Raw genomic sequence first — 24,541 nt, 5'->3', positions numbered from 1 at the left:
TTCGTTCGATGCCGACCCGGCACCGACCTCCTCGAGACGGGGTGATGCGCACCGACCCGGTCGATCACTCCAGGACGCGCCCCTTGGTCTCGGGGCTGAGCAGGGTGGTGACCACGCCGATCAGCACGAGCACGACCGAGTAGAGGGAGAAGACCCAGACCAGGTCGTGGCTGCTCAGCCAGGTCAGGATGTACGGGGCGGTGCCGCCGAAGATCGCGACGATGAGCGAGTAGGGCACGCCGATCCCGGAAGCACGCACCTCGGTCGGGAACAACTCCGCGAAATAGGCGGGCATGATCCCGACGAACGCACCGAGGAAGAACAGGGCGATGACCATGATTCCGAACATCCGCCACGCGGAGTCGTTCAACGCAGCGATCAGCGGGAAGGACAGCACGACGAACGACACCCCGTAGGTGAGGAAGATCGGCTTGCGACCGAACCGATCGGAGAGCTTGCCCCACAGCGGCAGCGTGGCCATGAACACGAGGTTGGCGGCGACCGTGGCCCACAGCGCCCCTGACGCGGGTACCCCCTTGGTGGTGATGGCGAAACCGGACAGTCCGATGGCCCAGGTGTAGTACACGACCGTGCTGGCCAGGCTGAAGCCGACGATCCGTGCAAGGCTGCGCTTGTTCTGGGCGAGGCCGCGGAGCAGGTCGCGGATGGTGCGCTGGCGTGGGGTCGCAGCTGCCGCGTCTTCTGCCCTCTCACCCTTCTGGCCGGTGAAGGCCTCGGTCTCTGGCAGGGTCCGGCGCAGGTAGAGGCCGACCAGCCCGAGCAGCCCGCCGATCAGGAACGGGATACGCCACGCCCAGCTCTCCAGCGCTTCGGTGCCGAGAAGGCTGCTCGCGGCCGCCCCGATCAGTGAGGCCAGGACGATGCCCGCGGTCACGGAGACGTAGAGGCTGGTCGACCAGAGCCCGCGGCGGGAACGGGGGGCGATCTCGGCGATGTAGGTGTACGACGCGGCGATCTCCCCGCCGTGGGCCAGCCCCTGGGCCAGACGGGCGAAGACCAGGATCACCGCCGCCCAGATACCGATCTGCGCGTGGGTCGGTGCGACGCCGATCAGCAGGCTGCCGGCGGCCATGAGGATCATCGAGCTGGTCATCGAGAACCGCCTGCCGCGGCGGTCGGCGAGCCAGCCGAACAGGAACCCGCCGATCGGGCGCATGATGAAGCCCACCGCGAATACGGCCAGGGTGGACAACAGGGCTCCGGTGGCGCCGTCGTCGACGAAGAACTGTTGCGCGAAGAACGTGGCGAAGATTGCGTAGACGCTCCAGTCGTACCACTCGAGCGTGTTTCCGACCCCCGCTCCGAGCAGGGTGCGGAGGGTGCCTGGTGAGGTGCTGGTCCGGGTGGACTCGCTGGGTGCGGACATGGGCCCTCCTTTGGGCATGTCGGTCCGCCACGGCGGCGGGCTGCCGCGTGGTGGGGTGTTTCTCGGTCTGTCTGTGCCGCTAGCGCCCTGCCGCGCGCCGGACGGCGCGGACTGCGTTGGCGTATCCGGTGCAGCGGCAGAGGTTGCCGCTCAATGCGTCACGGATCTCCGCGTCCGTAGGCGAGGGGTTGGCGTCGAGCAACGAGACGGCGGAGAGGATCATGCCTGGCAGGCAGAATCCACATTGGAAGGCGTATTCGGCCATGAACGCCTCCTGCACGGGGTGGGGCTCCGCCTCAGTGCCCAGGCCGGCGAGGGTGTCGACGCGGGCACCGTCGGCCCGGCCAGCGAGCACCAGGCAGGTCTTGACGCACCGGCCGTCGACGATCGCGGTGCAAGTACCGCAATCGCCGTTGCGGCACCCGGCGCGCACCGCGGTGCTGCCCAGGTCCTGGCGCAGCACGTCGAGAAGGACGTCCTCGGAATAGGCGTCGACCTCCACAGCCACGCCGTCGACCTGCAGCCTCATCGGGTCTCCTTGACCTGCTCGACGGCGCGCACCGCGATCTCGGGCGCGACTCGTCTGCGGTAGTCCCACGGCGCACGCAGGTCGCTCCAGCGGTGCTCGGCGGGCAGCGCGGCGAGACGGCGGGTCACGGAGGCGCGAACGGTGGCGCCGGCTGTGACCCCGGCGGGGAGCCGAACGACCTGCGGGGTACCGGCCACTCCCCCGAGCACGACCCGGCCGGGGACGACGGCGGCGGTCACGACGGGCCAGGAGGACTCGGCGAACTTGTGCTTAACGTACCCGGATCCGTCGGGACACTTCGGGATCCGCACCCCGACGACGAGCTCGTCTGGCGCGAGGTCCGGCGCCATCGGGCCGGCGAGGAACCGCTCCGCCGGTACGGTGCGTGTTCGCGTCGCGCTCCGGACGAGCACCTCCGCCCTGAGCGCGACGACGGCGGCGGGCACATCGGACTGCGGCCGGGCGGCGCAGAGCGCTCCGACCAGCGTGCCCTGGTGTCGGATCTGGATCCCGCCGGTGATGCCCGACGCGAGCCGGTGCAGAAGCGGGAGCTCGCGCCGCACCACGGTCGAGGTGATGAGCTGCTGGTAGCTCACGAGTGCACCGATCTCGACCGACCGGCCGTCGACAATGGTGTCGAGACCTGCCCGGCCCAGGTCGACGACGTCCGTCGGCACGATCTCGCCCCGGGCCAGTGCGGGCACACAGAGGGTGCCGCCCCCCACGACCAGCGGCTTGGCACTCGTGGCGAGGATCGCGACCGCCTCCGTGACGGTCCGGGGAAGCATCATGCTCACGATGCCTCCTCCGGTAGCAAGGCCAGCACCGCCGGCGGGTCCAGAGGGGCCGTGATGACCTCCCGGCCGCCTTGGCGCGACAGGGCGTCGTCGACGGCGTTGGCGATGGCGGCCAGCGCCCCGCCAACTCCGGCCTCGCCCGCGCCCTTGGCGCCGAGCAGGGTGTGCGGTGCGGGGGTCTCGTGGTGGCCGATCAGGAAGTCCGGCAGGTCGTTCGCCCGGGGAGCGAGATACTCCTTGAACGAGGAGGCCTGCGGTACGCCCCGCTCGTCGAACCGGCTCTCCTCCGACAGTGCCAGCCCCGCGCCCATCGCCATCGCGCCCTGCAGCTGCCCCTCCACCAGCACGGGTTCGATCACCCGGCCGCAGTCGTGCACGGCCGTCAGCGAGCGAAGCCGGACGCGACCGGTGGCCCGGTCCACGTCGACCCGCGCGACGTAGGCACCCGAGGAGAAGTATGGATAGCTGTAGCGGTATGCGAGATCGGCCGGCGGGTCCGGCTGGTACTCCCGGACGTGCTCCAGCGGCCCGTGCCGCGTCCAGATCCCCGCGTCGATCTTCTCGACGCCGAGGGAGTCGAGCGTGGTGGCCAGGGCGCGGGCCGCGAGGACGACGGCCGGCCCGCCGACCGCGACGCCCCGGCTGCTGGCGTTGCCGGTTCCCGGCGGGCACAGGTCGGTGTCGCCCTGCACCACGTGGACCTGCGCCGGGGCGATCCCCAGTTCCCCGGCGGCGAGCCGGGCGAGCGCTGTGTCGTTGCCGCCGCCCGGGTTCGTGACACCGGTGCGCACCTCAACTGTGCCGTCGGGCCGGAGGCGGATCGCCGCGGCCTCCGGCGCCGCCACCGTCGGAGCGTCGCCGGGTTCCCTCCGTCCGGCGGCATGCCCGCCGCCCTCGGGGGTGACCTCCACGGCGAGGCCGACGCCGTCGGCCTCCATCCCGTCGTTCGCACCGACGTCCAGCTCGAGCACCTGATCCAGCACGGCCGGGAGGTTCCCGCTGTCGACCCGGTATCCCGACGCCATGCGGTGCGGGAGGTCGTCGGGCCGCAGCAGGTTGCACCGGCGCACCTCGGCGGGGGTGATCCCCGTTCGGCGGGCGACCATGTCCATGATCCGTTCCATGACGAACACCGGAGCCTCCTTTCCGAAGCCTCTGCAGGAGTGCCAGGGCGGCAGGTTGGTCGCGACGACCCGAGATCGGACGTCGAGATGGGGGACGCGATAGGCGGTGGGGAACGCCGCGACGCTGACGAACGCCTGTCGCCAGCCAGGCTGGACGGCTTCGGCACCGACCGGGATCACGATCCGGTCCCGCAACGCAAGGATCCGCCCGTTCGCGGTGTGGGCGACCTCGACGTCATGGAGCTGCTCGCGGCCCCCACCGAGGAAACACTCGGCACGTGTCTCGATCCACTTCACCGGCCGCCCGCACAGCATGGCCAGCAGGCAGACCAGCGGTTCCTCGACAGGCCCGGTCATCTTGAGACCGAAGGCTCCGCCGACGTTCGGCACCACCACCCGGATCGATCCGACCGGCAGGGCAAGCACCTCGGCCAGCTCGGCGCGCAGCTGGAAGGGCTGCTGGTGCGCCGCATGGACGGTCAACCTGGACCCGTCCCAGTCCGCGAGGTAGCCCCGCGGCTCGATCGGGGCGGTGCTGCTGCGCCCCAAAGAGAACTCGGTACGGATCACGTGCTCGGCCGCGCGCAGTACCTGGTCCGCATCGCCCGACACCGTCTCGTTCTCGGCGATGACGTGCCGCGGATCCGGGTCGGCGAGGAAGACGCGCGCGTCGAGCAGTGCGGGCAGGTCGTCGTAGTCCACGACTACCGCGGCGGCCGCCGCCCGGGCGGCTCGACGGCTCTCCGCCGCGACGACCGCGACCGGTTCCCCGACGTAGCGGATCTCCTCGATCGGCAGTGCCTCCAGCACCGCCCGCCGCCCGCCGATCAGCTCGGGCTCGCCGAACTGATAAGGCAGCGGGCGCAGGTGTAGCGAGGCCTCCCGGCCCTCCAGTACCCGGACCACGCCGGGTATCGCCTTGGCCGGGGCAGTGTCGACCCGCAGCACCCGGGCGTGCGCCCGGGTGCTGCGGACGACCGCCATGTGCAGCAGACCGTCCGGCCGGATGTCGTCGACGAAGAGCGCCGAGCCACCGGCGAACGCGAACGCGTCCCGCTTGAGCAACCGGACACTCGTCGCACTCATCGGATCAACCGCTCTTCATCCGTGCCATGCCCTCCAGGGCGAGGCCGTAGCCCAGAAGACCGTGCAGCCGCCGGCGCAGGTCCTCGGTCAGGACGGTCCGCGTGTAGCGACGGACCAGCCGCGGCTGCTGCAGGAGGACCCGGGCGAGCTCGCGGGCCCGGGGGCGCAGGTCCTCGCGTGGAAGCACCTCGTTGACCAGGCCGATCTCCCTGGCCTGCGCGGCGCTGACCTGTTGGCCGGTGTAGAGGAAGTACTTGCCGCGGGTCGGGCCCATGAGCAGCGGCATCACGATGTGCATGCCGTCCCCGGGCACCATCCCACCCGGGAAGTGCGCGGTGTCCTGGAAGTAGGTGTCCTCGGTGGCCAGCACGATGTCGCTGACGAGCGGGATCTCCGCGTGCCGTACGGCGGGACCGTTGATGGCCGCGATCACCGGGGCCTCGATGGACAGCAGGTTCGGCAGCAGGTGCTTGCCCTCCCACTGGATCGGGTCGTATATCTCGGGAGTCATGGTGCGGCGGTTCGGGTGCTTGCCGGGCTCGATGGCGGGGCCGCTGAAGGCCTCGCCTGTGCCGGTGAGGATGACGACGTCGTTCTCGCGGTCGCGGCCGATCTCGAGGAAGGCGTCCTCGAACTCGTTGTGCGCCAGCAGGCTCCACTGCAGCGGGCCGCCGTCGGTGTGGAAGGCGACCTCGAGGATCCCGTCCGTCCGCTCCATGCGAATCGTCTTGTAGCGGTCCTTATAGGAGTCGAAGGACGTCGGCTCCCGGTCGAGGTGCGACATTGCGCGGGCGTGGCTGTGGACGCTGTCGGTCGTCATCGGTCCTCCAGGATGGCGACGGCGCGGGTCCAGCCCGCGGACGCCGCATGGATCTTCACCGGGAAGCAGGACACGGTGAAGCCGTGGTCGGGCAACTGGTCGAGGTGGCGGAGCTTCTCGATCTGGCAGTACTCGGTGTGGCGGCCCGCCTTGTGCCCCTCCCAGATGATCGAGGCGTCCTTGTCGTGGGCGTAGCGCTCCACGACGTAGGGAAAGGGAGCGTCCCAGCTCCAGGCGTCCGTGCCGACGACGCGGACTCCCTTGTCGCACAACCAGAGCGTGGCCTCCCTGCCGAAGCCGCACCCGCTCTGCACGTACTCCTTCTCGCCAAAGCGCAAGCCAGCGGAGGTGTTGGCAAGGACGATGTCGTGAGGCTGCAGCTCGTAGTCGATGCGCTTGAACTCGGCCTCGAGGTCGGCCGCCGTGACCACGTAGCCGTCCTCGAGATGTCGGAAGTCGAGCTTGACGCCCGGGCGCAGGAACCAATCGAGGGGCATCTTGTCGATGGTGCGCGGGCGACTGCCGTCGTCCATGAGCGACGAGTAGTGCCACGGCGCGTCGACGTGGGTCCCGTTGTGGGTGGACAGGTGCACCGTCTCCAGCGCGAACGCCTCGGAGTTCGGTAACTCGTCGGGCTGCAGGCCCTCGTAGCGCCGCTGCAGCATCGGCAGTGTGTCCTGATGGCTCTTGTACTCGATCTCGAACTCGTAGCCCGGCGGGTCCGAGGGGACCCCGTTCTCGAGCGTCATCGAGATGTCGACGATGCGGGTCATCGGTGACTCTCCTCTGCGGTGACGCAGGAAAGCTACGAGCAGTTCACCGGGGGCGTCAATCGTTTGATATCAATGTCGTGGTCGACTCCCGGCGCACGAGGTGCGGTGGGTCGGGCACCACGACACGACGCGGTTCACCACCGTCGACCAGCGCGAGTGCCAGCTCGACGGCCTCCGCACCCAGACGTTCGGTCGGCAGCGCGACCGCCGTGAGCCGCGGAACCAGGTAGTCGGCGAGGTCGTCGTTATGCAGGGCGACGACCGACATCTGAGCTGGGACGGCAACGCCGGCGGCGTGGAGCCCAGCGAGCACACCGACGGCCATGGGGAACGTCGCGGCGACCACGGCAGTGGGCCGGGGATCGCGGTCCAGCGCCCGCCGAACCCCGTCGAACCCGGCCCGCTGGTCCCGCTCGGCCATGTCCACCGCGCCCGCCCGGACCCCCTGCTGCTCGGCCTCGGCGAAGAATCCCCGCCGGCGCCGGACCATCGTGTCCAGGCTGCCCGGGCCGAAGATGCCGCAGATTTCCCGATGCCCGAGCTCCGCCAGGTGTGCCACGGCCACCGCGGACGCGTCGGCGTCCCGCAACACGACGCTGGCCGCGACCCCGCGGACCTGCCGGTTTACCAGCACCACCGACTGCGGGAACTGATCGACCAACCGGCGCAGGGCCCGGTCCTCGATCCGACCGGACGAGACCAGCAGCCCGTCCACGCGTCCGTGCATGAGCATGTCCGTCATTGTCTCGTGCGGATCGCCAGCCGCGTGCGTGCCCAGCACCAGGCCGTAGCCGTGCCGCCCAGCCCGTTCCTCCACCCCATGCGCGATCGACGAGTAGACCGGGCTGGACAAGCCCGGCAGCAAGAGGCCCAACGTCATGGTCCGTGCGGACCGCAAGCCCCGCGCGGCGGCGTTGGCGCGGTAGCCGATCTCCTGCGCGGCGGCGTGGATCCGCTCGCGCGTCTTCGCGGAGGCGAAGCCACGCGGATCGTTGCGCAGGACCCGGGAGACCAGGCTTGCGTCCACACCCGCTGTCCGTGCCACGTCCGCCAGAGTGGGGCGACGCCGCAGATGCTCCGCCATGCGACCTCCTGTCCGCTGCCGACGATAGCCGGTGTGATTGGTGCAGTCGGCCGGCGCGCGGCGGAGTTCGTCGCGTCCGGTCAGCTCGGGTGGTGCGGGTCGGGCTGCGATGCGGTCGGTTCACCGAGCAGCCGCTCGCGCATGACCGCGACGTGCTCCGGGGACATGAACTCGGGCATGTTCACGCCACACCGCGCGCGTTCATCGAGGCGATCCAGCGTTCGACGTCGTCCGAGGAACGTGCCAGTGCTGCGGTCAGGTTCTCGTACCCGTCCTCGGTCACCACGACGTCGTCCTCGATCCGTACGCCGATCCCGCGAAGGTGTCCGGGTACGTGTGCGTCGTGGGGCGAGAGGTGCACACCGAGCTCGACGGCGATGACGTGACCGGGTTCGAGTGGGGCCGTCATCCACTCGGCGGCGACCGCCATGCAGTCGTGCAGGTCGACGCCGAGCATGTGGCCGATTCCGTGCGGCATCCACCGGACCGCCGCCCGCGCGTCCGACAGCTCGCCGGTGATCTCGTCGGTGAGCACACCTAGCCCGGGCGGTCGTTGGTTCTTCTGCGGTGTGAGGTGCGGCGAGGCCGGGAGGATCTTCGGACCGCGCTCACTCCGCCATCGGCGGACATCCGCTGGTGTCCAGGCTAGCCAACTCCCCTAGGCAGCAGCCTAGAGGGGGACGGTGGCCCGGTCGTGGGGGTGACCGAGCCACCGTCTACCCGAATTGAACGCCGCTCCCACCACGAAGCAGCAAGGTTAGCGTAACCTAACCCCGATGGTTGATCAAGATATCTTCGTTGAATCGAACCACTTCCTTACGTGCACCGGGGCGCTGGTCGCGCACCGGACCGACACGATCCTGGTCGCCGGGCCCGGCTGCGTCGAGCGCGCTGTGCAGGCCGAGGCGGACAAGGCACAGCGCGCCTTCGAACTGACCGGGGGCCGGGTCGCTGTGGTCGGCAGACACAATCTGGCCCGCCTGGTCAGCGGGTGGGCGTGCGCCGGATGTCGTTCGGGTATCCCAAACGATGCCTGGCTGCCTCCGCGATGCTCGCCACCGCCACCGCCACCGCCACCGCCACCGCCACCGCCGACCCGACTGGACCTCCGCGCGTCCTCGAAGCCCACGACGTCGCGACCGCAACAGCGGTGCCACTGGGACCCACGACGTCGCTGTCGCCGCTCGGACCGCCTCGCGACAAGGTCCTCGTCCGCGGAGCTCGCCGCCCGATCATCGGCGCCGACCGAAAATCGCCGAGGCCTCCACCCGGTCACGTGCCGAGGTGTCGACCCACAATCACGCGAAGCAGGCTTACATCCCCGGCGCAGGCGTCCCGACCGGCCCGCGCGTTGTCATCGCGTCCCAGCCCGGCCCAGGACAGCGGCCACCCACCAGCCATAGCAAGTAACTGCAGGTAGGCGCGCACCGCGCGCCCGTTTCCCTCCCGGAATGGATGCAGGAACAACAGGCCCGCCATCAGGGCGGTGAGCAGGTCCACGACCTCACCCCGCACGAGCCCTCGCAGCCGGGCCGGATCGGTTCGACCATCGAACACGACCGCGGCGTAGGCAGGGATCTCCTCCGGCGGGCAGAACACAGTGCCAGCCTTACCGAGACGTACCCGACGGATCTGACCGGCGAACGGGTACAAGTCCGCGAAGATCTTGTAGTGGATCGCCTGCAGGTGTGGAAGGTCGAAGCGCCCGCGGGGCGGATCGATCGCGAGCTCAGCGATCCGGATCGCCGTCACCTGCGCTTCGACCGCCTCGAGCTCGCAACGGTCGGTGATGCCCTGCAAGTTCGTTAGGACGCCGTGCTCGAGATCGAGGTCTGGGTCCCAGCTCACGCCGAGCGATAGGGAGAGAGGATCGCCGCAACGGCGTCCTCGACACAGGTCTCACCTGCACTGATCGCCCGCAGCGTCGCGACTGTGTCGGGGCCAGGCTCCAAGCCCTCGGCTCGCACCGACGCAACAGCTTCACGAGCCGCGCGCTCCCACGTCGGCGACGGCAACGGTTCACGACCGCCGGAGACACCGACCCGATGCTGCTGGTCCAGCATCATCGCTCACACCTCGTCCCGGACGTCGCCTACGGCCACCTGCCGCAGACAATCTACCTCACCCATTGGCTCCAGCGAACGACCGCGGGCGCCCCCACACGCCGCAATGTGGCCGCCGTCACCGTGGGTCGTGGACTTGCGGACCCGGGCAGGGCACGCGTCGGACGCCGCACCCAGTCTGCGCCCCGTTCCGGTCGCGGACGATCGGGGCGCCGCGCTCACCGCGACGCCGTCGCCGGCCCTCGTCCAACAGCCCAATCACCCCTGCCCTGCGTCTTCGCCTTCACAGGCCCAATGACGCATCGACCGACGCCTGTCCGAACTCGGGCTCGTCGCCATAGCCGATGCTCAGCCGCACAAGCAGATCGGCCAGAACCGCGCGGACCTGACCAGGCGCTACCGTCTCGGCCAGCGCCAGGTTCGCGAGGCCGTGCAGCGCCGCCCACAGCTGCGCCGTCGCCGGGGTGCCGACTCGGAAGCGTCCCTGCTCGATCCCGCTCAGCACCCGCAACTCCAGCCGCCGGAAAGTCAGCTCTCCCGGGTCGGGCTCGTTCCTGTGCTCGGGCCCCGGTGGGCGCTCCACCACCATGGCGCGGTACAGGTGCAGGTGCTCCACGGCGAAATCCACATAGGCACCCGCGATCGCGGCTAGTGTGGCACCCGGGTCGGCCGTGGCAACGCTGCGGTCGAGCCGCCGATCCAGGCGAGAGAACCCATCCGTCCGCACGGCCCTGCGCAGCTCGTCCATACTTCCGAGCTCGAGCCCGATTACCACGCCAGGCCCACCCCGGCGGCGCCAACGTCCCGGCCCCACAAGCAGCCGAAACCACCGGACCGCGTATTGCGTCGACGGGGGCCACTGACGCTCTCGGGCTCCTCTACGTGCGGGTAGAACCCCCGCACCACCAGCATGGCACCGACGCGCTCCGCGACGACCCGAGCGGCGACGAGCAACGGCTCCCCTGCCAGTCTGCGGTACTTCTCCGGGGCTCCTGCCCAGACACCGACGATCACGAGAGCAGGCCACGGCGTGGCGGCTGCGTCGTTGCCGGGGGTTTTGTTGTCGTCGTTTGTTTGACGGAATGTTGCTGTCAATGAATCATTGACGCTAGAATTGCTGCCGACGCACTACACCGACACAGACCCCGGCCGACTTCGGCGAGCAAGCAGCCGGCCCCCGCGGGAAAGCCCAACCGATAGCCCAGCCGTCCGAGTCGGAACTCCGCTCTGCCCCCCTCCCCCAGGCCACCGTCACGCTGCGGCCTTGCGGATACTGCCCGCCCGCGGACCCGATCCATCACACGAAGCGAGCCCTCACCGGTTCACGAAACCGACACCGTGCGCACGTGTCGACTGGCCCCGTGGTCGGCGGCGCCATTACACCCGGTCCTCAGGCCGCGGACAGCACCAGCCACTTCCCCTGGCTCGCGCGCTTCCGGACCCGAGCATCGCGGCGGTGACTGCCCTGCCGAGGCTCGGCAACCGGCGTGGAATCCGCGGCCCGCTCTGGTAGGCCTGCTGGCCAGGAACACCAGCACGAGGAGCGAGAGCCATGACGACGACCCGGATCTGACTGACCGAGCAGACCTACGTTCACCTGCGCGCCGAGCTCGGCGATCTGCTCGAGCAACGGTCGGCGACCGTCCCGACCGGCGAGGGCGACCGGGCCGACCTCGCCGAATCCGGTGCCGAGCACCGAGCTCGCGAGCAGCGCATCCGCCGGCTCCAGGAGTTGCTGTTCGACCCGGTCATCGGCCGTCGCCCCGCCGACGACGGGATCGCCGAACCCGGAATGGCCGTCACTGTGCGCTACGACGACGGCGGCCTCGAAACCGTGTTGTTGTCCCACGACGACGACCAGGGCGGCACGGTCACGGCGTGCTCGCCCGACTCACCACTGGGGCGCGCACTGCACGGCGCCCGCGAAGGCGAGTACGTCCGCTACCCGCTTCCCGGCGATGGGACCGGCGGGTGCCTGCTTCTGCGCGTGGCGCCCTACAACCGCTGACCACCGCGCCGTTCCTGCCGGGGCCCGGCAATGTAGGACAAGGAGACGCGTCCGGAACACCCCGTGCACTGCCGAGGGTGTTCCGGGCATCGTGGCGTTGCCGGCCGGGGTCGTGCTGCGGGCACGGGGCGGCGCGTGTGCCTTCCAACGACGTGTGAGCGGAGAAGTGGTGTATCAGCCAGTACGGCCCCAGGGCGGTGACGAGGCGGGCGAGCAGCGGTGCGGCACAGCGATCGATACCCGCCCCGGCACGACGGCATCACAGGCTTGGCTGCGCCGCGTCGCCCAGGACGCGGGTCACGGAGCCGGCGGCGTACCCGCGGAGCTCCTCGGCGACTTCCTAATTGTGTTGGTCGACGCCGCTACGTCGGGCCGGCTACCCGACCGATCCGAGCTCGACGCCGTCGGACACAACGGGCGACGCGCCGCCGAGCTCGGTGTCTCGGCCGGTAACGCGGTCCAGCTCTACCTGTCGGCGGGCTGGCGGCTCTGGCGAGAGCTTCCCGACACCGTCGGATTCCCTGACACCGTCGCCACCGCCCGCGCCGCCGAGGCAGTGCTACGCACCGTCGACCTCGCCGTGGCGGCGCTGGCCGACGGCTACACTGCCGCCCGCCGCGACATGGTCCGCAACGAGGAGACCCTGCGCCGCGAGGTCATCGAGGACCTGCTTCGCGGCGACGGCGACGCCGCCGGTCTCGTCCAGCGGGCCGAACCGTTCGGGCTGGACCTCGGCCGCCCCCACCAGGTCGCCCTCGCCGCACCCCATGGTGCGGCCCGCACCGACACCGTCCCCGCTGCGTTGGAACGGTCGGTCGTCGACGGTGTCGGCGACCGCGACGTGCTCGTCGCGACCAAGGACGGCCGGATCGTCGTCGTGGCACCGGCCACCAGCGTGCACGACCCCGACCTGGGCGTCCTGCTGCACCGCGACCTCAACCGCTCCTCCAGCGCAACTCCATGGCGGGTCGCAGTCGGGCGCCCACACCCAGGCTCCTACGGCATCGCCCGCTCCTACGAAGAAGCGCGCGACGCCCTGGGCACCGCGGCCCGGCTGCGCCTGCGCACCTCCCTGCTTCGAGCAGAAGACATGCTGGTCTACCGAGTGCTGCTGCGCGACCAGCCGGCGATCACCGACCTCGTCCAGACCGTCGTCGCGCCCCTCGCCCAGGCACGCGGTGGCGCACAGCCGCTGCTCAACACTGCCGAGACCTACTTCGCCACCGGCTGTGTGACCGCCGAGACCGCCCGCCGACTGAACCTGTCGGTCCGCGCGGTGTCCTATCGCCTCGAACGCATCGCCGAACTCACCGGCCACGACCCCACCGACCCGAGCCACCGCTTCACCCTGCACGCCGCGGTCCTCGGCGCCCGGCTGCTCGACTGGCCCGAGCACGACCTCCGCACCGGCGATGCGGACTGACCCCGGCACGTGCCCCGCCCTGGAACTCGAACTGGCTGCAGAGATCGTTCGCCGGGCAGGACTCGAGTGCACCGTGAACGGCACCGGACCGCACCGACAGCTACGGGCACGACGCCCCCTCGCCGACAGCTCCACCGAACTCGACGACGCCGACGTCGTCGCAGACTCCGACGGCTGGTTCCGCCCGGGCGGAACCGGACCGCGGCGCCGGGCACGCGCGACCGACGCTCGCCGACTGGCCGCCATCGTCATCGCCTACACCCTGCTCCCGGACCGGGACCGGGCACTGACCCACGATGAAGCCGGTGCCTGCGGACTCGCCGACGACCTGTACTGGCACTGAGCACCCGCCCCAGGCGCCGACCCGGGCACCGAGCCCGTAGGGCCCGACCGCGGCGGCACCCTCACGCGACCCGACGGCGAAGGCCGGGCACACAGCGCCTCCCAGGTGTCCCCCTCCGCGTCGACGAGTGCGGCCACCTCGTCACGTTCGCGGTGGGTCCGTTCCTCCAAGAAACGCCACGACGAGAGCGTTCTTGTCGCCGAAGTGGCCGTAGAACGCTCCCCGCGTGTAGCCGGCCCGCTCGATGATCCGCTCCACCGAGGCACCGGCCAACCCGGCTTCGGCGAACACCTCCGCGGCAGCGGCAAGCAACCGCGACCGGGTCTCGGCCTGTCCGAGGCCTGCCTGGGAGAAGGTGTCGCGAGCCGTACCCGCACCCACTCCCTCCCGGGGACCGGTCGTGGGCTGGCCGGACGGAGGAAGATGACGCGGTGATCGTTGCCGTCGAGGGACCCAGCGCAGCTGGCAAGACCACCTGGTGCGCACAGCAGCATTTGCCGACCGTGGCGGAGTACTCGCCGACCGGGCGCGAGCCGGACGACTCTGAGCCTTCTCGGCAGGGCGCCTACTGGGTTGAGGTCAACAGCGGCCGCTGGCGAGAGGCAGTGGCCCTGGAGCGGCAGGGCAGCCGGATCGTGCTGTGCGACAGCGACCCGTTGAAGTTGCACTACTCGTGGTCGCTGGCTCGCATCGGTGCAGCGCCCTGGTCGAGATTCGACCACGAGCTGCGCTGGGTGAGGGCGGCGTTCGCGGCAGGCCGGCTCGGTCTGGCCGACCTCGTGCTGGTCGCGGTTCCTTCGCCGGAGGTGTTACGTCGGCAGAAGGTCGGTGACTCGTCCCGGCGGCGTCGGTCGTTCGATCTTCACCTCCGGCTCCGCGAACCGCTGCGGGAATGGTACTCAGCTCTCGATGCCGTCGGTCCAGGCCGAGTCGTGTGGTCGTTTCCCGCTCCCGGCGTTCCGACCTCGGTGGGGGTCCGGGCTCGGCGTAGCGACAGCGACTTGCTCGACCGGCTGGTGGCGAACCTGCCGGCACGAGGCGAGCCGATCAGCGATCATGCTCGGCCCTGATCTCAGTCGCTTCCCGAGCAGCTCGGGGTGCGCTCTGGGCGGTAGGAGCCCCCGGACAGGGTTCGATACGAGCTGGATCCGGGTGACCATCGTGCCAGCACACACGGTGCCCGGGGCGTTCGCCCGGCCCTTGATCGCGGCCTCGGCCCCGCGGTCCCCGACCAGGGTCTTCGGGGCCCGGCCGAGCCGCCGGTGGCCGACCCACATGCCCGAGAGCAGGCACCGGTCTGGCGGGAGGGCAACGCCGATGCCGACAGCAACCGTAAGTAGCTCCGGGCCCTCACCATTACCAGGGCTTCGCGGCCGCCCATGTCCGACAGGGATCTGCGTCGGCGAGAACCACCGGTCACCCTGGGCAGAGCGTCACCGACCGACCAGACACCGGCTGACCGGATCGACACCGACATGCTCCCGGCGGATCTTCGGTAGGCGCTCGTTCAACGGGCCCTCGGAGCAAGGCCAGTCGATGCGCTGCCGGGATCGCCGGGCTCGGAATCCGCGGCCACGTCGTTGGCAGGACTCGGACCGGCGGCTCCTACGGGCGACCACCGAACCTCGAGTCGGCCGTGGACAGGCGGGAGGCCGGCCGCTGCGCAGGGCCCGGCCCGCACCGTGTTCCGGGCCAGACCCACCTACCGGGCGATCTCCTTGGGTCGGCAGGCTCCGGCACGATGCAGCCGCCGGAACTCTGCCCAGTCTTCCACCTTGCTCAACTCCCGCAGCACGGGAGGGGATCAACTCCCGGTACCCGCGTGGCCAGGGCCATACGAACCGACGACACCGGCCGAGTGGCTGACGAACCGAGATTCGACCCGTCGGCTTCACGCGGCATCGTCGTGGCGACGCCAGATTCCGTTCTTGGTTTGCACAAGACCGAGATCAGCTAGCCTCAGAAGGCATCTGCCGCTCTCACGATGGTCGTCCCACAGCTCGGCGTCATCGAACACGGCCCCACAACCTCCCGTGCGTCGACAGCAATGGGCGCGGTCGGCGCCCACCCACTTGAGACCACAGCACGAGAGCGCCACCAGCCCGACCACGCCGACAGAGTACGCACCACGGTCGATACAACGACCGGGGATCAGTTCACGGCTCCCCGAGTTCCCCTCGGGCATTCGGGCACACCTGAAATGCAGCGCCGTAGTCAATCACCGTGCTGAAAGACCTCGGCGCCGACACGCGGACGGCCGACTCGGATCGAGCACCGAGACCGGCCGCGGCGACGAGCAGACGCGACCGAACACCGTCCCCCCGAAACCTCCCACCCGACGACCCCGCCCCAGGCCAGGGCGCCCGCCCTTCACGACCGCCCGCGACGACACCATCGTCACGCGACAGGATCCACTTCGTGCCCCACCGCCAGGTCGGCCAGCCACGACCGGTCGACAACGGTCGGCGTCGCCGCGACGACCGGCACGCTCCCGTCCGGGGCCAGCCCGAGCAGGTGACTCGGAACCACCCGGATCGGGCGGCCGTGGGTGACCACGACGGTCGTACCCACCCCGGGCAGATCGACAAGCCCGGCGGGCACTCGGTCGATCAGCTCCGAGAAACGACTTCCCGCCCGGGGGCTCCGCCCGCCTCACACGCCACTCCCCATACTGCTCGACGGGCAGCTCCGCCACCAGCCGTCCGGTCCACTCCCCCAGATACGCCACCTGCCAGCGGGCGTCAGCACCGTTAGGAGGGCAACGCGGCCGATCTCGCGGGTACGCCCGAGCGGCGAGACCACGACATGGCCGGGCCGACAGCTGACCAGGACCGGCCGCAGGGTGCGCACGCACGGCCGCGATCCGGCATCGCGATGTCGGCGTCACCCGGCCACCGGCTCCCCGCGTTCCAGATCGTCTCGCAGGGGCGGGCCAGCACCAGCCTCACGAAGCGATCCGCCCTCCGATGACGGGGTCGAGACGGGGTCGAAGAACCGATCGGGCATCGGGCCCCTGAGCGGATCGCCGGGTGCGGCGTCCGGGACGCCGTCGGTGACAATCGGCAGACGAGTGCCCGGGCGAAGCGCGGTGACCACCAGCCGGCCGGCGAACGGGGCCGCCTCGGCGAACTCGACGGACAACGCCGGACCTGCTGCCTCGGCCGCCCCCGCGGTGAGCCTCTGCGGGCTGTCGAGATACTCGAATTCGACGGACTGCTCTCCTCCTCGCCGGCGTTCACACCGGACGGGACCTACTCGCCGCATGCCTCACCGACGACGCCGTGGAAGCCCGTCGACAGTCTGGCGACCGGCCGCCGCCACCTGACCACCCCGACACCAACACGGCCGGCCGACGCCCAGCCGCCGCCACCGCTGAGCCTGCAACGGCGTCCGGTGCTCGCCAGACCGGGTGGCGAGCACACTGTCGCTCCTGTGCTTGTCGGGCACGGTGGGTGAATCGCCCAGGGTCGGGGCGCTGGTCGGCGTGCCCGGATGGGCCGCCACGTCGGCCCGGTCCAGATCCCATCCGTGCAGGGCCACGCGGACCGACCGGTTCCAAGCGCCAAGTGCTGCCGTAAGCACGAACAATGTGGCGGCAAATCGGCGGACGGCTGGATCGCGCGCCAGCCCGGGCCGCAGGCTGTCGAGCTCGCCTACACAGGGTCGCCGCGACTCCTCTACGACATCACCTCCGCGGACGAGGCTGGGGCGAGACCGCGTGCGACACAGAACTCGAACTGCTCGTCGATTACATTCATCCCGGCGACCAGGCGATGCGATCGTTGTCGACCTCGCGACGGAGTGGTTAGCTCCGTCGAAGCCACAGAAGCCACCAACGGCACAGTTCGCGCGACGGAAGTGGAGGCCGTCGCGCCCCGGGCCAGGACGGTCGATTCGATGGGGCACGCGAGGCCCCGACGCCTCCCCACCCACCGGCCCAGGGACAGGCCGGCTGCGACGACGACAGATCGGGGACGTCATGCCGAGACGGGGTCGACCTGCCGGACCGACCGGACCGGTCCTCACTCGAGCCCTCTCCATCCTCGACGCCTTCACGGCCACACGCCCCGTCCTGAACCTCAGCCAGCTCGCCTCACTCGCCGACATGCCGCTGTCGACCGCGCACCGTCTGATCGCCGAACTCGTCGTCTGGGGTGCCCTCGAACGCGACGAAAGCGGCGGCTACCGGATCGGCCTGCGCCTCTGGGAACTCGGGGCGCTCGCGCCGCGTGGCCAGGGCCTGCGTGAACGAGCGCTCCCCTTCCTCGAGGACCTCTCCCAGATCACCCGAGAGAACGTGCAGCTCGCGGTGCGCGACGTCGTGTTCGTCGAGCGCATCGCCGGCACCGGCGCCGTGCCCGTGCTCACCCGTGCCGGTGGCCGGTTCGCACTCACCGCCACCGGCGTCGGTCTCGTCCTGCTCGCGCACGCCCCCACCGAGGTGCAGGACGACGTGCTGAGCGGCCACATCGAGCGCTACACCCAGCGGACCGTCACCGACCCGAGCCGGCTGCGCAACATGCTCGCCGACGTCCGGACCAACGGCTTCTCCATCAGCGACCGCCAGGTCACGATGGACTCGCTGTCGGTGGGTGCACCCGTTCAGGACCACCGCGGTCACGTCGCCGCCGCGGTCTCGCTCGTCATCCGGCACGGCACGGCGTCACCACACGCGATCGTGCCGCTTGTCCGCACCAGTGCACGAGCCATCGGGCGGGCCCTGGCGAAACCATACTGATCCCGGCTTCCATTTTACGGAAGTCCGCTACGCCGCGGACCACGCAGGCTCCCATCCTGCTTGCGCGCCGGGGACGGCCCCGGAGCGCCGCCCGACCACCACCTACGGGCCGAGCAGTCGACAACGGAGTGCTGCGATGTGTGATCTTCCTGTTCCCGATCTGACGGCAACCCGCCCATGAGCGCCACCGTCAGCGACCTGATCGACGAGCGCCCGATGTCGCGCTTCCAGTGGTCCGCGGTCGCGATCTGTGTCCTGCTCAACATGCTGGACGGGTTCGACGTGCTCGTCATGGCCTTCACCGGCAAGTCCGTCGCCGCCGAGTGGGGCCTCAACGGCGCCCAGCTCGGGCTGTTGCTGTCCGCCGGGCTGATCGGCATGGCCGTCGGCTCGATGTTCCTCGCCCCCTGGGCCGACCGGCTCGGCAGACGTCCGATGGTCCTCGGGTGCCTCGCCGTGGCCGGCATCGCGATGCTGCTCTCCGCCGCCAGCCAGTCGGCAGGACAGCTCGGCGTACTGCGCACGATCACCGGCCTGGGCATCGGAGGGCTGCTGGCCACCACGAACGTGATCGCAGCCGAGTACGCCTCCCACCGCTGGCGCGGGCTTGCAGTGAGCCTCAACTCCACCGGCTACGCGCTGGGTGCGACGCTCGGCGGACTGCTCGCTGCGTTGCTGATCGGAGGGCTCGGCTGGCGGTCGGTGTTCCTCGTCGGAGGTCTGGCCACCGTCGCCGCGATCCCGCTGGTGTGGTGGCGGCTGCCCGAGTCGCTGGACTTCCTCGTGACCCGCCGCCCGGCCGGAGCCCTCGACCGGGTCAACACACTCCTCCGCCGGATGCGCCTGGCCCCGCTGGCCACGCTGCCGGAGCTCCCCGCCGCCCCTCGCGGTGTCGGAGCCGGGTACCGGGAGCTGCTGACACCGCGGCTGCGGCGCACGACGCTGGTGCTCTGGCCCGTGTTCTTCTGCATCATGGCGGGCTTCTACTTCGTCACGAGCTGGACGCCGACCCTGCTGACCGAGGCGGGCCTGTCCCCCACCGCCGGCATCGCCGGCGGCACGGTGCTCAACGTCGGTGGCATCTTCGGTGCAGCACTACTGGGCCTGCTGGCCGCCCGGTTCGCCCTGCGCACCGTGCTGGCGACCTACCTGGTCGCGACCGGGGTCCTGCTGACAGTGTTCATCGGCACCACGTCATCGCTGGTCGCCGCGTTCACGGTCGCCGCGGTGATCGGCGTCTTCGTCAACGGCTGCGTCGCGGGCCTCTACGCCCTCACCCCGACCGTGTACGACCCGGCCGTGCGGACCACCGGTGTCGGCACCGGCCTCGCCATCGGGCGGGCCGGGGCGATCCTCGCGCCGACCGCCGCCGGGGCGCTGCTCGACGGCGGCTGGACCCCGCAACACCTGTACGTGCTGTTCGGCGTGGTCTTCGTCGTCGCGGCCGCACTGCTGTTCCTACTGCGCACCCGACCGGTCGCTCCGCCCACCGCCGGCAGCGCAGCATCCACCACCCTGCGAGCCGAAGGAGCCCCGTCGTGAGCACGATCCCGCGCAACCAGTGGTACGTCGCGGCCTACAGCACCGAGATCGACCACGAGCTGTTCGCCCGCACCGTCTGCAACGAGCCGATCCTGTTCTGGCGCACCCCCGAAGGAGCCGTCGTCGCGAACTCCGACCGCTGCGTGCACCGCCGCTTCCCGCTGTCTCAAGCACCGTCGCGGCTGGTCGAGGGCAACGTGGTCTGCGGCTACCACGGGTTCACCTACGCCGCCGACGGCCGCTGCGTGGCCGTGCCGGGCCAGACCCGGGTGCCCCGGACCGCGCGGCTGACCCCCTACCCGGTCGTCGAGCAGGACTCCCTGGTCTGGATCTGGATCGGCGACACCGCCCTGGCCGACGAGACCCGCATCCCACGGGCCCGCTACCTCGACTCGCCGGACTACACCACCGTGCGCGGCATGGAGCCGCTGGCCGCACGATTCTCCCTGCTGGTCAACAACCTGCTCGACCTCTCGCACGAGACCTACCTGCACGGCGGCTACATCGGCACCCCCGAAGTGGCCTCGACCCCGATCACCACCGAGGTCGACGACGACGCGGGCATCGTCTACGTCTCCCGGCACATGGACGACGCCCAATGTCCGCCGTTCTACTCCTCCTCGACCGGCCTGCACGGCCACATCGCCCGGTGGCAGGACATCGAGTACACCCCGCCGTGTCTGTACAAGCTGCACAGCCGTATCGCGCCGGTCGGATCGATCCCGAACCCGGACGGCACCGACCCCGACGCCTTCCACATCGAAGTCGTCTACGCGATCACTCCCGAGACCGAGCACACCACACACGACTTCTGGATGGTCGCCCGCGACTTCGCGCTCGACTCCCCGCAGGTCTCGACGTTCCTCGCGGAGAACAACCGGACCGTCGTGCTACAGGACGTCGTCGCACTCGACATTCTCGAGAAAGTGATCCAGGACGAGCCCGAGGGCTACCAGGAGCTGTCGATCAACATCGACACCGGCGGCCTGGCCGGCCGTCGGATGCTCGCCCGTATGGCGGGCGAGACCCCTCGCAACGCCCCGGCGGCACCGGTCCGATGAGCCGCGACGCCACCGCGTCCGCCATCCCGCAGGCGCCGCCGGTCCTCGGCGGCGAGCGGGTCCACCGCATCCACTGGGTGCTGGGCACCGACCTGCTGCACGCCGTGTGCCACTGCGGCGCCGACCGGTTCTTCGACGACCCGGTCGAGCTGTGGGAGTGGCTGCTCGGCCATCCCGACGACCACCGGCCCCCGCCGGGCGCGAATACCGACGCGGGGCCCGCCCCCGCATCCGATCGCGAGCCGGCGTCCACACCGGCCTGACCCACGAGGGAACGATCTCCATGAGGACCGACGTCCACGACGACGAACTCGACCTGGTGCTCGACAAGAAGGAGACCGTGGCCGACGGCGTCGTCCGGCTCACCCTGCGCAGCACCGACGGCGCCGAGCTCCCCGTCTGGGAAGCGGGCGCGCACCTCGACCTCGTACTCACCGACGAGCTCACCCGGCAGTACTCTCTGTGCGGCGACCCGGCGGAACGCTCGATCCTGCAGGTCGCCGCCCTGCGAGAGCCGGACGGCAGGGGCGGCTCGGCCTACGTGCACGACACCCTCGCCGAAGGTGACACCGTGCACGTGCGCGGTCCCCGCAACCACTTTCCGCTCACCCCCGCCGGCCGGTACGTATTCGTCGCAGGCGGCATCGGCATCACACCGCTCCTACCGATGATCGCCCGCGCCGAGGCCGCCGGCGCGGACTGGCGCCTGGTCTACGGCGGCCGCACCCGCACCTCGATGGCGTTCCGCGAACACCTCGAACAGAGCTACCCCGACCGAGTCGAGATCCGCCCGGCCGATGAGACCGGGCTACTCGACCTCCCCACCATCCTGGCCGAACCCGGCGCGACCGCCGACGACATCGCCGTCTACTGCTGCGGGCCCGAACCCTTGCTGGCCGCGGTCGAACAGGAGTGCACCCGCTGGCCGCGCGGGGCACTGCACCTGGAACGGTTCGCCCCGAAGGCCGGGACCGACGACGGCCCGCGCGAATCCTTCGAGGTCGAGCTCTCCCAGAGCCGCGCCACTCTCACCGTGCCCGCAGACCGGTCGATCCTCGAGGTCGTCGAGAACGCCGGAATCCCGGTGCTCTCGTCCTGCCAGGAAGGCACCTGCGGCACCTGCGAGACCGGTGTCCTCGACGGCGTCCCCGACCACCGCGACTCCGTGCTCAGCGACGACGAGCAGGCCGACGGCGACGTGATGATGATCTGTGTATCCCGGTCCTGCTCCGCCCGGCTCGTCCTCGACCTCTGACCGGAGCTGCGCCATGCCCCCCACGACTCCCACCCCGGCGCTCGACGACGACCCGTTCGGCGACGAGATCCTGACCGACCCCTACCCGTTCCACCGGCAACTACGGGACGCCGGCCCCGTCGTCCACCTCGAGCGCTACGGTGTATGGGCGATGGGCCGCTACGAGCAGGTCCACGCCGCCCTCATCGACCACGACACATTCTGCTCCGGCAGAGGCGCGGGCCTTGCGGACTTCCACCGCGAGAAGCCCTGGCGCCCCCCGAGCCTGCTGCTCGAGGCCGACCCCCCGGACCACACCGCGGTGCGCACCGCGATGAGCGCGGTCGTGTCACCGCGCACCGTCCGCCGGCTCCGGACCGGCTTCGCCGAGACCGCCGCCACCATCGCCGACAAACTCGCAGCCCGCCAGGAGTTCGACATCGTCACCGACCTCGCCGAGGTCTACCCCCTGCAGGTCTTCCCCGACATCGTCGGTCTCCCGAAGCAGGGCCGCGAGAACCTGCTGCCCTACGGCGCGCTGGCCTTCAACGCCTTCGGACCACGCAACGCACGCACCGAGAAGGCACTGGCCGAGGCCGCTCCGGTCCAGAGATGGATCTGGGACAGCTGCCAACGACACGCACTCGCCCCCGACGGGCTCGGCGCCTCCATCTGGGCGGCCGCCGACGCCGGACAGATCACCCAGGAACAGGCCCCCATGCTCGTCCGGTCCCTGCTCTCCGCCGGCGTCGACACCACCGTCCACGGCATCGCGAACACGATGCACGCGCTGACACACCACCCCGAACAATGGGCCGCGCTGCGCGACAACCCCGCGCTGGCGAAATTCGCCTTCGACGAAGCCCTACGCCACTCCGGCCCGGTCCAGACGTTCTTCCGCACGACCACCCGCGACGTCACGATCGAGGACACCACCATCCCCGCAGGACATAAGGTCCTGCTCTTTCTCGGCGCGGCCAACCGCGACCCCCGCAGATGGGGCACGGACGCCGACCGGTTCGACATCACCCGCAAAGCCGCAGGCCACGTCGCCTTCGGCATGGGCATCCACCAATGCATCGGCCAACCCATCGCCCGCCTCGAGGTCGAGAGTGTTCTCACCGCTCTCACGACACGCCTCAGCCGCCTCGAACCGAGCGCGCCGCCGACGCCCAAACTCAACAACACCCTCACCGGATGGGCACACATCCCCGTCCTCGGTCACCGCACCTGACCTCCGCCCTCGCCGCCCCCGTGTTCGACCTCAGCGCCGCATCAGGTCCCACCACGCTCTCCCGAGCGAGCAGCTCACCCGCCGTCCCAGGGCCCACCGCCGCGGCGACCAGCCCACGCCGACACCGACGGGCTGATCATGGTCATCGACCTCGTCACCGGCCACGCCTCACAACAGGGTCGAACGTGCGACCGCTCGAGTGTAAAGAGTGTGCGAGACGTCCCCGAGCCCTCTACCTGCAACGATCGTTCGAATCTGCCTCCACCCACCCCCTTCGACACCGGCGGTAGCGGGATGTTCGTGTCACGAGTCGCGTCACGCGGGGCCGAAGGTTGGGGCTGGACGATCACCCGAGAATGGCGGTGACCCCCTCGCGGTAGGTCGTGACCGCGAACTCGGGGAACCGGGTCGCGAACTTCGACGAGTCGAAGACATTGTCGACGCGGTAGCGCGGGAGCAGCTCGGAGGCTTCCTTGACCGACCGGTTGAACAGACCCCCAGTCCTGAACACGGACTCAGGGACCGTCGTGTACCCGATGCGGTGGCCGGCAACGTCGGAGGCGATGCCGATCATCTGCTCGTAGGTGAGGCGGTCAGGGTCTGTCGGCAGGTGCCAGGTCTGCCCGTAGGCGTCGGGGGTGTTGCCGATCAGCCCCATCCCCCGGCTGGCGTCAGGAGTCCAGATCAGCGACCGCTCGGTATGGGCGCTGACAGGGACCACCGGCCGCTTGCCGCGCCGGATCCGGTCGAACACAGCCGACTTGGTCAGGCTCTGGGTCTTCCCCGGCCCATAGAACTCGGGGGCGCGACAGATGACGGCCTCGATGGTGCCTGCGTCCATCTCCCGCAGAAGCATGGTCGCCATCGCCGCTCGCACGATCGCCTTCCGGCCCACCGGCTGGAAGGCCGTGTCCTCGACCTGCACCTGCGAGGTGCGGGGGTACATGTAGGTGTTGTCGAAGAACACCAGCTTGGTGTCGTGCTGACGGCAGGCCGCGATCGTGTTCGCCATGATCACGGGGAACTGCTGCTCCCACAGCGCCGAGTCGATGGGCAGTCCCACGGTGAGATAGGCGATCTCACTGCCGCGTACGGCGTCGGCCGTGGCCTCGGCGTCCATCAGGTCCGCCGCAACGGGCTCGTCGGTCTCATGGATCTTGGCGGGCTTGCGGCTGACGACGCGGATGTCGTCGGTGACGTGGTCGTGAAGGTAGCGGGTGAGCTCAGCGCCGATCTGGCCGTTGGCTCCCAGGATGGTCTGCATGGTTTCGTCCTCGGGTTCGGGCTGAGCTTCT

At 70.3% G+C, this 24,541-nt stretch carries 25 protein-coding genes; 10 read left to right on the top strand and 15 right to left on the bottom strand.

Annotated features, from left to right (window positions below):
- Nucleotides 1-64 precede the first annotated feature (64 nt).
- The 11 genes from AD017_RS30645 to AD017_RS30600 all read right to left on the bottom strand — a co-directional run bounded on the left by AD017_RS30645 (nucleotide 65) and on the right by AD017_RS30600 (nucleotide 10,411).
- Nucleotides 65-1,387 (bottom strand): MFS transporter, encoded by a 1,323-nt coding sequence (locus AD017_RS30645; RefSeq protein WP_060577184.1) that lies wholly within the window; start codon nucleotides 1,385-1,387, stop codon nucleotides 65-67.
- A 79-nt stretch (nucleotides 1,388-1,466) separates the two neighbouring features.
- Nucleotides 1,467-1,916: a (2Fe-2S)-binding protein gene (locus AD017_RS30640; protein ID WP_060577183.1), complete on the bottom strand. Its 450-nt coding sequence runs from the start codon at nucleotides 1,914-1,916 to the stop codon at nucleotides 1,467-1,469.
- A complete protein-coding gene (locus tag AD017_RS30635) occupies nucleotides 1,913-2,707 on the bottom strand; it encodes a xanthine dehydrogenase family protein subunit M (RefSeq protein WP_060577182.1) in 795 nt (264 codons plus the stop codon). Before AD017_RS30635 ends, AD017_RS30640 begins: the two co-directional genes overlap by 4 nt.
- 2 nt (nucleotides 2,708-2,709) lie before the next feature.
- Nucleotides 2,710-4,923, bottom strand: a complete 2,214-nt coding sequence (locus AD017_RS30630; protein WP_060577181.1) for a xanthine dehydrogenase family protein molybdopterin-binding subunit — start codon at nucleotides 4,921-4,923, stop codon at nucleotides 2,710-2,712.
- A gap of 4 nt (nucleotides 4,924-4,927) precedes the next feature.
- Nucleotides 4,928-5,707: an enoyl-CoA hydratase/isomerase family protein gene (locus AD017_RS30625; RefSeq protein ID WP_193408795.1), complete on the bottom strand. Its 780-nt coding sequence runs from the start codon at nucleotides 5,705-5,707 to the stop codon at nucleotides 4,928-4,930.
- 32 nt (nucleotides 5,708-5,739) lie between these two features.
- Nucleotides 5,740-6,516 (bottom strand): cyclase family protein, encoded by a 777-nt coding sequence (locus AD017_RS30620; protein WP_060577179.1) that lies wholly within the window; start codon nucleotides 6,514-6,516, stop codon nucleotides 5,740-5,742.
- Between the two features lie 55 nt (nucleotides 6,517-6,571).
- Complete coding sequence (locus AD017_RS30615; RefSeq protein WP_060577178.1) at nucleotides 6,572-7,600, bottom strand: LacI family DNA-binding transcriptional regulator; 1,029 nt, start codon at nucleotides 7,598-7,600, stop codon at nucleotides 6,572-6,574.
- A gap of 181 nt (nucleotides 7,601-7,781) precedes the next feature.
- Nucleotides 7,782-8,135: a M24 family metallopeptidase gene (locus tag AD017_RS30610; protein ID WP_060577177.1), complete on the bottom strand. Its 354-nt coding sequence runs from the start codon at nucleotides 8,133-8,135 to the stop codon at nucleotides 7,782-7,784.
- Nucleotides 8,136-8,872: 737 nt separating this feature from the next.
- Nucleotides 8,873-9,448, bottom strand: a complete 576-nt coding sequence (locus AD017_RS30605) for a Fic family protein (RefSeq protein ID WP_060577176.1) — start codon at nucleotides 9,446-9,448, stop codon at nucleotides 8,873-8,875.
- Nucleotides 9,445-9,666 carry an antitoxin VbhA family protein gene (locus AD017_RS34890; RefSeq protein WP_145984187.1) on the bottom strand — a complete coding sequence of 74 codons (222 nt, stop codon included), beginning with the start codon at nucleotides 9,664-9,666 and terminating at the stop codon, nucleotides 9,445-9,447. The genes AD017_RS30605 and AD017_RS34890 overlap by 4 nt, the downstream gene beginning before the upstream one ends.
- Nucleotides 9,667-9,946: 280 nt before the next feature.
- The gene (locus tag AD017_RS30600; protein WP_082538490.1) at nucleotides 9,947-10,411 is read right to left on the bottom strand and encodes a TetR-like C-terminal domain-containing protein; all 465 of its coding nucleotides are present in this window, start codon (nucleotides 10,409-10,411) and stop codon (nucleotides 9,947-9,949) included.
- A gap of 984 nt (nucleotides 10,412-11,395) precedes the next feature.
- On the opposite strand from AD017_RS30600, the gene AD017_RS36755 reads away from it, so the two are divergent.
- The 3 genes from AD017_RS36755 (at nucleotide 11,396) to AD017_RS34880 (ending at nucleotide 13,437) form a co-directional block, all read left to right on the top strand.
- A complete protein-coding gene (locus AD017_RS36755) occupies nucleotides 11,396-11,671 on the top strand; it encodes a GreA/GreB family elongation factor (protein ID WP_060577173.1) in 276 nt (91 codons plus the stop codon).
- Between the two features lie 346 nt (nucleotides 11,672-12,017).
- Nucleotides 12,018-13,094 carry a PucR family transcriptional regulator gene (locus AD017_RS30585; protein WP_369822011.1) on the top strand — a complete coding sequence of 359 codons (1,077 nt, stop codon included), beginning with the start codon at nucleotides 12,018-12,020 and terminating at the stop codon, nucleotides 13,092-13,094.
- 73 nt (nucleotides 13,095-13,167) lie between these two features.
- The gene (locus tag AD017_RS34880) at nucleotides 13,168-13,437 is read left to right on the top strand and encodes a hypothetical protein (protein ID WP_060577172.1); all 270 of its coding nucleotides are present in this window, start codon (nucleotides 13,168-13,170) and stop codon (nucleotides 13,435-13,437) included.
- 141 nt (nucleotides 13,438-13,578) lie between these two features.
- On the opposite strand, the gene AD017_RS34875 is transcribed toward AD017_RS34880, so the two are convergent.
- The gene (locus tag AD017_RS34875) at nucleotides 13,579-13,818 is read right to left on the bottom strand and encodes a TetR/AcrR family transcriptional regulator (RefSeq protein ID WP_060577171.1); all 240 of its coding nucleotides are present in this window, start codon (nucleotides 13,816-13,818) and stop codon (nucleotides 13,579-13,581) included.
- A gap of 50 nt (nucleotides 13,819-13,868) precedes the next feature.
- Between AD017_RS34875 and AD017_RS30570 the strand changes: the two genes are divergently transcribed.
- The gene (locus tag AD017_RS30570) at nucleotides 13,869-14,507 is read left to right on the top strand and encodes a hypothetical protein (protein ID WP_060577170.1); all 639 of its coding nucleotides are present in this window, start codon (nucleotides 13,869-13,871) and stop codon (nucleotides 14,505-14,507) included.
- A 1,327-nt stretch (nucleotides 14,508-15,834) separates the two neighbouring features.
- Here AD017_RS30570 and AD017_RS35625 read toward each other — a convergent pair.
- Both AD017_RS35625 and AD017_RS30565 read right to left on the bottom strand, forming a co-directional pair.
- A complete protein-coding gene (locus AD017_RS35625) occupies nucleotides 15,835-16,008 on the bottom strand; it encodes a hypothetical protein (protein ID WP_168172344.1) in 174 nt (57 codons plus the stop codon).
- Nucleotides 16,009-16,320: 312 nt separating this feature from the next.
- The gene (locus AD017_RS30565; RefSeq protein ID WP_060577169.1) at nucleotides 16,321-16,578 is read right to left on the bottom strand and encodes a hypothetical protein; all 258 of its coding nucleotides are present in this window, start codon (nucleotides 16,576-16,578) and stop codon (nucleotides 16,321-16,323) included.
- Between the two features lie 838 nt (nucleotides 16,579-17,416).
- Here AD017_RS30565 and AD017_RS30560 point away from each other — a divergent pair.
- The 6 genes from AD017_RS30560 to AD017_RS30535 all read left to right on the top strand — a co-directional run bounded on the left by AD017_RS30560 (nucleotide 17,417) and on the right by AD017_RS30535 (nucleotide 23,246).
- Complete coding sequence (locus AD017_RS30560; RefSeq protein ID WP_082539115.1) at nucleotides 17,417-18,175, top strand: IclR family transcriptional regulator; 759 nt, start codon at nucleotides 17,417-17,419, stop codon at nucleotides 18,173-18,175.
- Between the two features lie 177 nt (nucleotides 18,176-18,352).
- Nucleotides 18,353-19,717, top strand: coding sequence for an MFS transporter (locus AD017_RS30555; protein WP_060577168.1), 1,365 nt, complete (start codon nucleotides 18,353-18,355; stop codon nucleotides 19,715-19,717).
- Nucleotides 19,714-20,778, top strand: a complete 1,065-nt coding sequence (locus AD017_RS30550; RefSeq protein ID WP_060577167.1) for an aromatic ring-hydroxylating dioxygenase subunit alpha — start codon at nucleotides 19,714-19,716, stop codon at nucleotides 20,776-20,778. The genes AD017_RS30555 and AD017_RS30550 overlap by 4 nt, the downstream gene beginning before the upstream one ends.
- Nucleotides 20,775-21,041, top strand: a complete 267-nt coding sequence (locus tag AD017_RS30545; protein WP_060577166.1) for a hypothetical protein — start codon at nucleotides 20,775-20,777, stop codon at nucleotides 21,039-21,041. The genes AD017_RS30550 and AD017_RS30545 overlap by 4 nt, the downstream gene beginning before the upstream one ends.
- Nucleotides 21,042-21,061: 20 nt before the next feature.
- A complete protein-coding gene (locus tag AD017_RS30540; RefSeq protein ID WP_060577165.1) occupies nucleotides 21,062-22,033 on the top strand; it encodes a PDR/VanB family oxidoreductase in 972 nt (323 codons plus the stop codon).
- A gap of 13 nt (nucleotides 22,034-22,046) precedes the next feature.
- Nucleotides 22,047-23,246: a cytochrome P450 gene (locus AD017_RS30535; RefSeq protein WP_060577164.1), complete on the top strand. Its 1,200-nt coding sequence runs from the start codon at nucleotides 22,047-22,049 to the stop codon at nucleotides 23,244-23,246.
- A 346-nt stretch (nucleotides 23,247-23,592) separates the two neighbouring features.
- On the opposite strand, the gene AD017_RS30530 is transcribed toward AD017_RS30535, so the two are convergent.
- Nucleotides 23,593-24,510: an NAD-dependent epimerase/dehydratase family protein gene (locus AD017_RS30530; RefSeq protein ID WP_060577163.1), complete on the bottom strand. Its 918-nt coding sequence runs from the start codon at nucleotides 24,508-24,510 to the stop codon at nucleotides 23,593-23,595.
- Nucleotides 24,511-24,541 lie beyond the last annotated feature (31 nt).

Origin of the sequence: Pseudonocardia sp. EC080619-01 (genome assembly GCF_001420995.1) — a bacterium.
Classification (GTDB): Bacteria; Actinomycetota; Actinomycetes; order Mycobacteriales; family Pseudonocardiaceae; genus Pseudonocardia.
Note: the sequence above shows the minus strand (reverse complement) of the source record. Positions and strands in the feature narration are given on the sequence as shown.